The 12985-nt window shown below is 38.5% G+C and carries 9 protein-coding genes; 5 read left to right on the plus strand and 4 right to left on the minus strand.

Features of this window, described 5'->3' with window-relative positions; genetic code table 11:
• The first annotated feature begins 15 nt into the window (after positions 1-15).
• The 5 genes from hemC (at position 16) to add (ending at position 7749) form a co-directional block, all read left to right on the plus strand.
• Positions 16-954, plus strand: a complete 939-nt coding sequence (hemC, locus tag J8L70_RS12700) for a hydroxymethylbilane synthase (protein WP_211055965.1) — start codon at positions 16-18, stop codon at positions 952-954.
• A complete protein-coding gene (locus J8L70_RS12705; protein WP_211055966.1) occupies positions 954-2834 on the plus strand; it encodes a uroporphyrinogen-III synthase in 1881 nt (626 codons plus the stop codon). The genes hemC and J8L70_RS12705 overlap by 1 nt, the downstream gene beginning before the upstream one ends.
• Entirely contained in the window at positions 2831-3940 is a 1110-nt protein-coding gene (locus J8L70_RS12710) for a heme biosynthesis HemY N-terminal domain-containing protein (protein ID WP_211055967.1), read from the plus strand. Before J8L70_RS12705 ends, J8L70_RS12710 begins: the two co-directional genes overlap by 4 nt.
• A 27-nt stretch (positions 3941-3967) precedes the next feature.
• Positions 3968-6670: an ATP-binding protein gene (locus tag J8L70_RS12715; RefSeq protein ID WP_211055968.1), complete on the plus strand. Its 2703-nt coding sequence runs from the start codon at positions 3968-3970 to the stop codon at positions 6668-6670.
• Between the two features lie 77 nt (positions 6671-6747).
• A complete protein-coding gene (add, locus tag J8L70_RS12720) occupies positions 6748-7749 on the plus strand; it encodes an adenosine deaminase (RefSeq protein WP_211055969.1) in 1002 nt (333 codons plus the stop codon).
• A 60-nt stretch (positions 7750-7809) separates the two neighbouring features.
• Here the strand turns inward: add and J8L70_RS12725 are convergent, their stop codons facing one another.
• The 4 genes from J8L70_RS12725 to J8L70_RS12740 form a co-directional block, all read right to left on the minus strand.
• Complete coding sequence (locus tag J8L70_RS12725; RefSeq protein ID WP_211055970.1) at positions 7810-8223, minus strand: CBS domain-containing protein; 414 nt, start codon at positions 8221-8223, stop codon at positions 7810-7812.
• Positions 8224-8572: 349 nt separating this feature from the next.
• Entirely contained in the window at positions 8573-9286 is a 714-nt protein-coding gene (gene fre, locus J8L70_RS12730) for an NAD(P)H-flavin reductase (protein ID WP_211055971.1), read from the minus strand.
• A 97-nt stretch (positions 9287-9383) separates the two neighbouring features.
• Positions 9384-10850 (minus strand): 4-hydroxy-3-polyprenylbenzoate decarboxylase, encoded by a 1467-nt coding sequence (gene ubiD / locus J8L70_RS12735; protein WP_211055972.1) that lies wholly within the window; start codon positions 10848-10850, stop codon positions 9384-9386.
• 61 nt (positions 10851-10911) lie between these two features.
• Positions 10912-12939 (minus strand): methyl-accepting chemotaxis protein, encoded by a 2028-nt coding sequence (locus J8L70_RS12740; RefSeq protein ID WP_211055973.1) that lies wholly within the window; start codon positions 12937-12939, stop codon positions 10912-10914.
• Positions 12940-12985: the final 46 nt, after the last annotated feature.

A 12985-nucleotide genomic window follows, 5' to 3' on the forward strand; every position in this document is an offset into this window, starting at 1 on the left:
ATTATTGGAAAAAGTATGACCGAAAAAACTAAATTAGTCCGTATCGCTACGCGTAAAAGTGCTTTAGCTTTATGGCAGGCAGAATTTGTAAAAGCACAACTTGAACACTTCCACAGTGATGTCACTGTAGAGTTGGTGCCAATGACGACCCAAGGCGATATTATTTTAGATACCCCTTTAGCCAAAATTGGTGGTAAAGGGTTATTTGTAAAAGAGCTTGAACAAGCCATGCTTGATGGCCGTGCTGATATTGCAGTACATTCAATGAAAGATGTACCTGTTGATTTTCCACAAGGCCTTGCTTTGCATACTATTTGCGAGCGAGAAGACCCACGCGATGCATTGGTATCAAATTCATTTGCTAGCTTATCAGCTCTGCCTAAAGGTGCGGTTGTAGGAACATCGAGTTTACGTCGCCAGTGTCAAATTAGGGCTTTACGTCCAGATTTGGAAATTAAAGATTTGCGCGGTAATGTAAATACCCGTTTAGCCAAATTAGATGATGGTCAATACGATGCCATTATTTTAGCTGCGGCAGGACTTATTCGTTTAAAAATGCACGATCGTATTCGTGAGTTTATTGCACCTGAAACGTCATTACCTGCTAATGGTCAGGGAGCGGTGGGGATTGAGTGCCGCATTGATGATGAAGCAACCAAAGCATTATTAGCACCACTTGAGCACAATGAAACGCGTATTCGTGTCAATGCTGAAAGAGCAATGAACCGTCATTTAGAAGGGGGCTGCCAAGTGCCTATTGGAGCCTATGCTGTTGTTAATGATGAACAAGTGCATTTGCGCGGTTTAGTAGGTGCCATTGATGGTAGTACTATTTTGCGCGATGAAGTGTCGGGCCATACAAATGATGCCGAAAAGCTAGGTGTTGAATTGGCTAAACGATTATTACTGCAAGGTGCAGATAAGATACTTGCAGAGGTTTATAGAGACGCTTAATGACGCATATACTGATAACTCGCCCAGAAGGAAAAGGAATAGCCCTTGCGCAGCAACTTGAGCAGGCAGGTTATCAGGCTACTTTGTTCCCAGTATTAACATTAACGCATCTCAGTGTCTCTAGCAGTGAGCTAAGTGTACTTATTAACGCCGATAAAATTATTTTTATTTCGCAAGATGCCGTTGCTGCACTGGCAAAGCTTAAGCCCGATATGAATACAAACGCGCAATTTTATGCTGTTGGCCAGCAAACTGCAGATGCTATTTATGAACACTTTGGTATAAAAGCCACCTTGCCTAAGCAGTTTGACTCAGAAGGTTTGCTCGCATTAAAGTCATTAAATAGTGTTGAGCAAACAAACGTTGTATTAGTAAAAGGGCAAAAGGGACGCCCTGAAATCGGCAAAGTATTAAAGCGCCGTGGTGCCTTTTTAAATAATTTAATCGTTTATAAACGCCAAGCTATTGAGTCAGAAAATACCAACTGGACGGACCTCTGGAAAAGTGAACAAGTTGACGGTATAGTCATTACCAGTAATGCTGCCGTTGATGCTATTTTTGATAATGTAAGTATGGCTCAACGACAATGGTTAGCGAGCTGCCAATTTTACGTTGCCAGTGAGCGAATTTCTGCATTTTTACAACAACAAAATATAAGCTCAGCGAATATCTTTGTTGCAGCAGGTGCAAGCGATAATGCGATGTTTAACTGTATTAAGGCGCAAGGTTGTAATATGAATGATAAACACAATACACCGAAAATAAATACACCGGTCACAGCGACCACTAAAGCAGATACTACCCGTTCACCTACTTCTTCATCAGCTCCTCAAACAGAAAAAACAGTACCAAATAAGAAGTCACCAAAGGCTAATAATATGACTGAGAGTAAAAATCAAAAAGTAAGCAAAGTTGCCACCTTAGCGTTATTAATTTCGTTAATTGTTGCCTCTGGAGTCGGATTTGAGTTTTATCAAAAGTTGCAAGCAGGTAAAACACAAAACCTAGTATTAAATAACCTAAGTGAAACGAATCAACAGTTAGCGCAAGAAGTAACAGAATTAAAAGCTGCACAAATTAAATTACAACGTGCTTTAAGTGAAAGTGAGCAAAATGTCACGCAAGCCTTAAACGAAAATTCACTCCATACTCAGCAGCAGTTATCCGCTGCATTACAGCAAGCAAAACAGCTCGACTCTGCACTGAACCCGCAGGAGGTAAATAGTTTACAGCGTATGGCTGAATTTAAACTATGGGCTGAAAAAGACTATCAAGGAGCGAGCGCAGTACTGAAGCGTTTGACCAGTTTGTTAAATGAATATCCAGGCACAGTAGAGTTACGCCAAGCGATCAGTCAAGATATTCAATTGTTAGATGCAATAGCAGCGGTGCCTGTTGAGGCGATTTATTTTGAGTTAAATAGCGTGCAAAAAAATATCGATCGCTTAGTGTTTAATGCGGTAAATTTACCTAAAGAAGCTACACTTGAAGATGAAACCGCTCTTAGTGAAGATATTGCGGACTGGCAACAAAATTTAGATAACAGTTGGCAGAAAATCTTAGACAGTTTTTTAACTATTCGCCACCATGAAGGTGAAGTCGTTGCTCCTTTATTAACTGATCAGCAGCGTCATTTAATCAGTCAGCGAATTAAGCTTTATATTACTCAAGCGCAAGATGCTTTAATGAGTAAGCAAGCCAGCATTTATTTTAATGCCATTGATCAAACTAAGCGTTTAGTCGCCGAATACTTTAAGAAAGATGACAATACGACTCAGGCGGTTATTAAATCACTTGATGCATTATCACAAGAACCGCTTAACTTTAACCCACAAGTGACCTTGCAAAGTACTGAGCAAGTGAAGGAGTGGATGAAATGATTGGTTTAATACTATTTATAGTGGCGTTAGTGCTCGTAATGGCCGTGGCACCGTATATATTAGATGAGAAAGGCTATGTACTTATTTCGTTTAATCATACCACTATAGAGGGGACTATTATTGGCTTTTGTGGCACGGTAATTCTTGTCTTAATATTTATGTACTTATTATATAAATTAGGGCGATATTTGTGGTCTATTTACAGTAAGTCTAAACATCGCTTTTTTGCCAAAGGTGAAGAACGCAAGCAAGCCACAATAGAAAACGCACTATATAGTGCAATCAATGATGACTACGAAGCTTTAGAGCATGTATTAGCGAATAGTCGTGTGCCAAGCGAATATAAAGATATTAGATTAGCGTTATTAGCAAAGGCTGCATTAGCTAACCAAAAGGTAGAAAAAGCATTAAGTTACCTAACTGAGATATCGCCAAAACAGCAATTGAAAGTCGCTAAGCTGTGGTTAGCAAGTGGCGAAAGTGGCATGATAGAACCGCAATTGAAGGTTTTAGCCGAACATAAAAAAGCCAGTGTGTTAGAGCTAAAGCTATACAGTGAGGTATTAGTTCAACAACAGCATTGGGATAAATTAGACGCATTATTACCTCGCTTAGTACGAAAAAAGGTATTTGTTGAAAATCAGTGGGACGCGATATTTACACAATATTTTTCAAGTATTGATAGCCTAGATAAAACTACTAAATTTCGTGCTTTACCAAAAAAATTACAACCGTTGGCCGAAACCGCTTACTGGCAAACTATGATTAATGCAGGGTTAATTGCTGAAATAGAACCCGCACTCATTAAGCTATTTAAACAACAGCAATATAAACAACTGGCTACATTATTAATTAGTATCCCCAGTGGTGAAGCCACTAAGTTATATATGTGCCTACAAGAGAGCTTAAAAAAAGATGATAGCAATACAGCGTTATTACTTTCATTAGCTTGTCTAGCGAATGCACAAGGTGATTATGACTTAGCTGCAAGGGTGTTTGATAAGGCATTAAATAGCGATAATAAAGAGCGCTATATACAGCAAGCAACACTTAGCTATAAACAAAGCTCGCAACCCGAGAAAGCACTCATTTTATACAATAAGTAACACTTCATTTCATGCAGGAGTACAAGGTTGAAAAAGCACATACTACTCACACTTTGTTTATCCTGCAGCTATTTCATTACGGGTTTCAGTAGTATTGAATTACTTGCAATTGATGGCTATGCAGTCGCATCGTGGCCTCCTTCAGGGATTGCATTAGGAGGAATGTTATTGTGGGGAAGGCATGCTATTTTGGGTGTCTTAATTGGCGCTTTTGTTACAAACTTCCTTCACTTAGAGGCCGCTGCCGATATTTTTTATTGGCCTACTTTTTTTCAAGCATTAGGCGTTGCGCTTGCGGCCACATTACAAGCTTGGTTGGGCGCTTATCTTATCATTAACGTGATTAAATCACCTTTAAACCTCTCCTCATTAAAGCACAGCATACAAAGTTTATTAGTCGCAGGCCCGCTTTGTTGTGTCATTAGCGCATTGGTTGGAAGCTGTTTATTAGTCGCAAATAATGTTATCCCGATAGAAGCCGCTTTTGACAACTTCTTTGCTTGGTGGATTGGTGACAGTATCGGTGTATTAATCTTTACTACATTAATGTTAGCGGCTTTTAAATATAAAAAAATGCGACACCGAGTGCAGGTAATTATTCCCTCATTAGTTATTTATTTAATTATTAGTGTTAGTTTTTATGGAGTGTCGAGCATAAAAAAAGAAAAGGACTTGCAAAAAAAAGAAGCTAAAGCACTCAATGCACACGTAAATGTTATTAATAAAATAAAAGAAATCCAAACTCATTTAGCGTTATTAACGAGCTTTTTTGAAAGTAGTGAGGGAGTAAGCTATCAAGAATTTAAGCAATTTACGGCTACACAGCTTAATTATAGTAAAGAGATTATTGCCTTTGAATGGGTTCCTTATATTACTGCACAAGGTTTAAATGACATAAAGCAATTGCAAGGCATTGAAGAGCCGAATAAGTTTTATGTGAAAGAAAAAAATACGAGTGGTGATTGGCAAGCTGTAACGAAAAGAGACTTTTACTTTCCGGTTTACTATGTTCACCCGCTAGAAGGGAATGAAAATGCACTCGGGTTTGATTTAGCATCGAATTTGACAAGACGAGATGCCTTATTAAAAGCAAAATCGTTAAATGAGTTGGTGTTAAGTGAGCCGATAACATTAGTGCAAAAAATGGGTGAAGTAGGGGTACTATTTTTACGCCCTGTATTTAGACGTTCGCCAGCGGGGCGTGAGTTTAAAGGATTTACAGTTGCTGTTGTTAGCGCCAATAAATTAGCAAATTTCTTACGTTTAAATGAAAATACAAATATAACCGTCAGCATTTACGATGTAACCGACAGTGATCATACTCGTACAATTTATAAAACCAGTACAGAAGGTAAAACCCACTTAAAAAGCGATAAACTTTCTTTAGGTAAGCGTGTCTGGAAAATTGAGCTATATGAGCCATTAACTCAAGTATCGTGGTTTATTTTCTGGATTGCACAGATTGCAGGTATGTTATTTGTGTGGTTATTAATTACGTTTTTAATTTCAGTAACCAGTACAAATATAAGAATTAGAGAACAAGTAGCTAAGCAAACACATAATTTACGCTTAGAAAAACAAAAATCTGATCAAGCGAGTAAAATTAAAAGCCAGTTTTTAGCGAATATGAGTCACGAGGTGCGCACCCCTATAAACGGGATTAAGGGGTTGCATTATTTAGCTTTACAACAAAATAATTGGCAACAAGCTAAACATTATATTGAGCAAGCTGATGGCGCATTAAGTGTATTGCTCAGAGTGCTTAACGACGTACTCGACTTTTCTAAGATGGAAGCAGGAAAATTAGACTTAATACAAGAGCCCATCAATTTAACCCATTTAATGACTGAGGTTTCGAGTTTAACTCAATTTGAAATAGATATTAAATCCTTGTCTTTTGATATTAAGAATGACACCCAACCAGGTACTTTAATTGATACCGATCCAATTCGGTTGAAGCAGATACTCCTTAACTTACTCAATAATGCTATAAAGTTTACCAATACCGGCAGTATTACATTAAAAGTGTGGCAAGAAGACAAAATGACTTGGTTTAGTGTGGCAGATACGGGGATTGGTATAGATAAAAAAGTACAAAATAAGTTGTTTCAACCTTTTTCACAAGAAGATAGTTCAACATCTCGTCAATTTGGCGGAACGGGCCTAGGTTTAAGTATTTGTAAAAAGTTGGTTGAATTAATGGGCGGCACCATTGAAGTAACTAGCCGCAAAGGAGAGGGCGCTACATTTACATTTAGTATTCCTATGGATTCTCCATTACCACCTGCTGAGTTTGCAGGTATACCTCACCAAGATATTGATATTAGTAATATATCTTTTGCGCAGTATAAAGTTTTATTAGTAGAAGACAATCCATTAAACCAGCATGTCGCCAGTGCAATTTTGAAAACAAAACAGTGTGTTCCAGATATTGCTAGTGATGGGGCTGAAGCAATAAAAAAATTAACGACAGAAAATTATGATGCTGTATTAATGGATATTCAAATGCCGAATATGGATGGTTTACAAGCGACAAAAGTAATCAGAAATGAACTTGGTTTTACAGATTTAATAATTATTGGCTTATCGGCAAATGCCCATGATGAAGACATTGATAAAGCATTAGCTTGCGGTATGAATTGCTATATAACTAAGCCAATAGAGGCAAATATCTTATTTAAAACACTTTGGTCCTATTTATCAGAAGAAAAGCAGACATATGACCGCTAAATTTAATTTTAAACGTATTAGACTCTAATCACTGTATCTGCGTTTTATGCGCTCAAATTAACTAACTGAGAACAAAAATGATCAATAAAAAGCTCCCTTTGTTAGATATACATCGTCACCTTGATGGTAACGTTCGTGCGCAAACTATTTTAGATTTAGGGCGTCAGTTTAATATTGAATTACCTGCTAATAATGTTGAAGACTTAATTAAGCATGTACAAGTAATTGACCCTGAACCCGATTTAATGGCTTTTTTACAAAAGCTCGATTGGGGCGTGGCAGTGCTAGGCGATTACGATGCATGTAGACGCATAGCAATCGAAAATATTGAAGATGCACAAGCTCAAGGATTAGATTATGTGGAGCTGCGTTTTAGTCCTTATTACATGGCACAAAGCCAGGGACTGCATCCTCAAGGTGTTGTAGAAGCTGTGGTTGATGGTATTCGAAGTGCCACCAAAGACAGTAAAGTGAAAGCAAACCTGATAGGGATTTTATCGCGCACTTATGGTGTTAAAGTATGTCAGCAAGAGCTTGATGCTTTATTAGCATTTAAAAACGATTTAGTGGCTGTTGATTTAGCAGGTAATGAGGTCGGGTTCCCAGGACCGTTATTTGTTGAGCACTTTAAGCAAGTACGTGATGCGTACTTAGCCGCAACGATTCATGCCGGCGAGGCACTCGGGGCGCAAAGTATTTGGCAAGCGATTAATGAGTTAGGCGCCAGCAGAATTGGTCACGGGGTAAAAGCCATTGAAGACCCTGCACTTATGGACTACTTACGCGATAACCGCATTGGTATTGAGTCGTGTTTAACCAGTAATATTCAAACAAGTACTGTTGATAATTTAGTAAACCACCCACTTAAACGCTTTTTAGAACATGGCATTTTAGCGTGTATAAATACCGATGACCCTGCGGTTGAAGGTATTGAAATAGCGCATGAATATACCGTAGCGGCACCTGCTGCTGGGTTATCAGCTAGCGAAATTGAATTAGCACAGAAAAATGCTTTAGAAATAGCCTATTTAAGTGAAACAGACAAGCAGCAATTAAAGGAAACCGCGGCTGCTCGTTAAATAATAAAGCACGCAAAGCGTGCTTTATATCAACAAAAAACAGGTTATGGGCTTTTCATATTATGAATGAGATTGGCAGCTAAGATAGTGCTCAAATAGCGCTTTTAAAATATCACTACGATTAATTAAACCCACTACTTTTGTGCCATCAACGACAGGGTAGTTTTTGGGTTTGTTGGTTTTCATATTCTCTGCTAATTCTATAATATTGGTGTCACTACTTACCGTTACAACGTCAGTTTGCATTAGTTGCTTAACTTTCACTACCCCTTCACAAAAATAACTATTTTGCATTAAAGGTTGCAATAACTCTTGCTCAGAAATAAATCCGACCAAGCATTTATCTTCATTAAATACCGGTGCACCAATTAAATCAAACTTTTGTAATTCAGTAATGGCCACGGTCATTTCTGTTTCTGGAGTAATGGTTGGCAACTTACGTTGCATAAAGTCTTTTACTTTTGTGTTTAGCATGTGGGTCTCTCCCGCTGAATGTCTAAACAAAGTATGGGTTAATTATATTGATTTAGGAAATTGTTTATATTGATAATAACGATAGGTAATATCTATTAAGAATAAGGTTAAAGTTATTTCTATCAATAGTAAAAACCACATTTTATTCGCAAGGGCGTAAATAACCTATAGTAAGCTGTATGGAAAAAGAGCGTTATTGCAGTGTTTTAGAGTGTGTTAGGTACATTATTTATGTGGGGTTATGACCTATGTTAATGCTCTTATTTAAAGGCGCTTAGGAAATCATAAATGAGAGTTGAGAATGTGAGTAACCAGTTTAATGTTAACCTGGTTACTGTTGAAGCGACTTTTATTTTATAAAGGCAAATGCATCGGCGTACATATTTTCGCGAATAGCGCCATGAGCAATAAAGTCATCACGTACAATACCTATCATGTCAAAACGTCCAGCCATGTAAATATCATAAGGTGCTAGCGATGCAATATCTGTCATCACTGCTTTGTGCACAAAGCCCGTTTTTCCTTGCCATGTATCTGTAGGGTTTTCTACTACAGGAACAAATTGAAAATTTTCATGGCTGTTTGCCCATGTTTGCATTTCGTTATGCGCATATAAAGCCGATTCATCACGTACACCCCAATAAAAAAGGACTGGGCGTTCGCAGTTTATTTCACTTAAATGATCAGCCATAGACTTAGCATAAGAAAAACCAGTGCCGCCTGCTAATAATATAATAGGGCGCTGGCATTGCAGACGAAGTTGAGAAATACCTAAGCCGGTTTCAATCGTTACTTTTTCACCGTTTTGGTGTGCGCTGCGTAAATGTTCAAGCGTTTGCATAGCGTATGAATCCGCTGCTGATGCGCCAATATGTAGTTCAAGTTCATCACATTGAGAGGGGCGACTTGCAATCGAAAATGCACGTTTATCTTTTTCGCCTAGGACGACTTGTAAGTATTGTCCGGCTTCAAATGTAACACTTTCAATCGGTTTTAAAATCACTTTATGAACAAATTCAGTAAGCGGGCTGATAGCAACAACTTCAGCATGTAATGTTTGCATGTTTTACCTTTTTAGCTGCACTTTTGCAGATACGCACTCGAATAGCTCGATTCTAGCATATCTGCAAGATGAGTTTACAGTGTGTTAATTACTCAATTTATAGAATATCGAGACTTTGCCAAATTTCATCTACACGATCTTTTACCGCTTTATCCATTACGATAGGTTCACCCCATTCACGGTCAGTTTCACCAGGCCATTTATTGGTTGCATCCATTCCCATTTTTGAGCCTAATCCCGAAACTGGCGAGGCAAAGTCGAGGTAATCAATCGGAGTGTTTTCTATTAAAGTAGTGTCGCGAGCAGGGTCCATGCGTGTGGTTATTGCCCAGATCACATCATTCCAATCGCGGGCATTGATATCGTCATCGCATACAATTACAAATTTAGTGTACATAAACTGACGTAAAAATGACCATACTCCCATCATGACCCGCTTGGCATGTCCGGGATATTGTTTTTTCATGGTAACAACGGCCATGCGATACGAACACCCTTCAGGAGGTAAATAAAAATCTTCAATTTCAGGAAATTGTTTTTGTAATATAGGTACAAATACTTCGTTTAATGCCACACCAAGTATTGCGGGTTCGTCAGGTGGACGACCGGTAAACGTGCTGTGATAGATTGGATCTTTACGCTGTGTGATATGAGTGACTGTCATAACAGGAAATTCATCAACTTCGTTATAATAACCTGTGTGATCACCATAAGGGCCTTCGGGTGCCATTTCACCAGGCATGATATGACCCTCTAACACAATTTCGGCCGTGGCCGGAACCTGTAAATCGTTAGATATAGACTTCACAACCTGTGTTTTGCTACCACGTAATAACCCTGCAAAGGCATATTCACTTAATGTATCTGGTACCGGTGTAACCGCTCCCAATATGGTGGCGGGATCTGCACCAAGTGCAACCGATACCGGGTAGGGTTCACCTGGATGCTCTTTACACCATTCTTGAAAATCAAGTGCCCCGCCACGATGCGATAGCCAGCGCATAATAATTTTATTTTTACCTAAGAGTTGTTGACGATAAATACCTAAATTTTGACGCTTTTTGTAAGGCCCTTTGGTAATAGTTAAACCCCAAGTAATTAATGGCGCGGCATCGCCTGGCCAGCAATGTTGAATGGGGAGTTTTGTTAAATCTACATCATCGCCTTGCAAAACAACCTGTTGGCAGGGAGCTTTTTTTACTTCTTTAGCAGGCATATTAAGTACTTGCTTATATACAGGCAGTTGGCCTAAGGCTTCTTTTATGCCCTTTGGAGGCTCAGGTTCTTTTAAAAAGGCGAGCAACTTACCTACTTCACGCAGTTCGCTTACATCTTTTTGTCCCATTCCCATTGCTACGCGTTTGGGGGTGCCAAATAAGTTAGCTAGCACCGGCATATCAAAGCCTTTTGGGTTTTCAAATAGTAGCGCAGGGCCTTCAGCACGGAGCGTGCGGTCGGCAATTTCTGTCATTTCTAAATAGGTATCGATTTCTTGGCTAATGCGCTTAAGCTCGCCTTGTTTCTCTAGTAAATCGATAAAATCGCGAAGGTCTGTATATTTCATTTTCGGCTACTTTAAAGCTTAAATATGCCTTCATTATACCCAGTTACTGCCCAGCAAGTCATTAAAACTTAAAGTTCTCTACTGAGCTTTTTAGTGAGTGAGCAAGCTGGTTTACATCTTCACTTTGTTCCGCTAACGCACAGGCGTTTTTGGCGTTTGAAGATGCTTGTGTTGTTAGGTTCGTCATGATTCCTTGTATATCGCTACTATTGTTCAGCTGCTGATGCGAAACGTTGGCTATATGTTGACTCATTTTATTGACGCAAAGGAGGGCTTCTTTAATCTTTTCGACAGCGTGTGTGAGCTCAGTACTATTATCGACACAGCTTTGTGCGGGATGTTGTCCGTCGTTTATTTGATTTTGTGTCGCTTGCGTATGCTGTTGTAGAGTTTGGATCATGGCATTTATTTCGTTAGTCGAGTTTTGTGTTCTCCCGGCTAATGAACGAACTTCATCGGCAACAACAGCAAAACCTCTGCCGTTTTCACCTGCTCTTGCTGCTTCAATGGCTGCATTAAGTGCTAGTAGATTCGTTTGTTCTGCAATACTACTGATTGTATCTACAATTGCGCCAATTTGTTGGGTAAATTGCGCCAATTCTTCTGTGCTATTAACGGCTGTGTCGAGTCGTTGTAATAAGTCTTTAATACGTTCGCTATTTAAATTGGCAATATCATTCACATCATTTGCTAGCACAGAGGCGTTAGTGATTTCTGTTGATGTACTATCAGCCTGGTTTGATACTTCTTTTGCATTACTAAGCATATTATCCGAAATTGTGCTGGCATCGTCTATTTTACTAACTTGTTGCTGCGCAATAGTCATCATTTGATGGCTTTTTTCATTGGTTTTTACTGCTGAACTATCTAATGAATGGGCATCATTACTGATCACTTTTATCAGCTGTGATAAGTCATCACTCAGTGTATTTATATTTTTTAACACGGTACCAAATTCATCATTATTGTGGGGCTTTCTTCGCTGTGAAAAATCACCCGACGCAATCCGTGCTAAATCTCGGTTGAGTGCATTTAATGGCTTTATCATTGATCGCACAGTAAAGAACGATATTGTTGTAGCAAAAGCAATCATAATAATAGCAATAATAAATACTGAACGAGAGCCTGTCGCTATGGCTGACTTTGCATTGTTTTGCAATATGACAAAGCGTTGATCGGCAAGCTTACTTAGCTCTATTAATTGCAGCTCTATTGCAGCGAATTGTTGTTGAAATAAATTAAAGTTTTGTTGGGCTAGTTGAGTGTTTTTAAGTGCGTTTTTATAATGTGCATAAATGCCAGTGTTGTTATTTAACAACCCACTTAATTGAGTAAATTGATCGCTAAGTTGCTGTGCATTAAATGCTTTAAGTGCATGACCTTGTTGTTTAAGGTAAGTAAAGTTAGATTTAATATTGTCGAGTAAAAAGCGGGTTTCTTGTTGGTGCTCTGCCACTTCCTCACTGGTTTTTAGCTGTTTTATGCTTTTCGTATTATTTTCTAAGGTAAATAATAAATCGTCTATTCGGGTGGCTGTACCGAATAATGCATCGAGTTGCCTTTGCTGATTCGGATTTACTTCGAGTAGCTCTATATCAAGTAATGCGTTACTCAGTGATTTAAGTTGCTCATTAAATATAATTAATAGCTCAGTCGCTTTTTTATTGGCAAAATGGATAGATGTTTTTTCTGAAAACAAAGACTCACTGGTTTGGCTTAGGGAAGTAAAATCACTTTTAACCTTTTGTAAAATTGCTTTCATAGCTGATTGGGAACCGAGCTCGGTATTTAATGAATGCAGCATGGTTATAAAGTTTTTTTGTTCTATTTGTGATTGATCTTGGCTATGTTTTAACGGGGTCAGATCTGTTTGGCTAAAAGCAACGGCATTGAACTTAGTAATAAATAACAGTGACAGTTGTAAGTCTTTACTAAACTGTTGTACCGGTACAGCAAGTGTTTCTATTTTAGTATTGGTGCCTTTAATTTGTATTAAAGACCAATAAAAAAAGGCACAACTAACAAGCATGAGTAAGCCAATTGTGGTAAACGCGATAATTATTTTATGTTTAATAGCTATTGAACGCATAATGACATTAATAAATGTGTGTGTTTATTAATTGTAGCATTTGTTT

This window comes from Pseudoalteromonas sp. MMG010, from assembly GCF_018100905.1.
Lineage (GTDB): Bacteria > Pseudomonadota > Gammaproteobacteria > Enterobacterales > Alteromonadaceae > Pseudoalteromonas.

Bases quoted from the DNA above. Each gene is read 5' to 3' on its own strand.
- hemC (WP_211055965.1), top strand. From the start codon at position 16: ATGACCGAAAAAACTAAATTAGTCCGTATCGCTACGCGTAAAAGTGCT.
- J8L70_RS12705 (WP_211055966.1), top strand. From the start codon at position 954: ATGACGCATATACTGATAACTCGCCCAGAAGGAAAAGGAATAGCCCTT.
- J8L70_RS12710 (WP_211055967.1), top strand. From the start codon at position 2,831: ATGATTGGTTTAATACTATTTATAGTGGCGTTAGTGCTCGTAATGGCC.
- add (WP_211055969.1), top strand. From the start codon at position 6,748: ATGATCAATAAAAAGCTCCCTTTGTTAGATATACATCGTCACCTTGAT.
- J8L70_RS12725 (WP_211055970.1), bottom strand. From the start codon at position 8,223: ATGCTAAACACAAAAGTAAAAGACTTTATGCAACGTAAGTTGCCAACC.
- fre (WP_211055971.1), bottom strand. From the start codon at position 9,286: ATGCAAACATTACATGCTGAAGTTGTTGCTATCAGCCCGCTTACTGAA.
- ubiD (WP_211055972.1), bottom strand. From the start codon at position 10,850: ATGAAATATACAGACCTTCGCGATTTTATCGATTTACTAGAGAAACAA.
- J8L70_RS12740 (WP_211055973.1), bottom strand. From the start codon at position 12,939: ATGCGTTCAATAGCTATTAAACATAAAATAATTATCGCGTTTACCACA.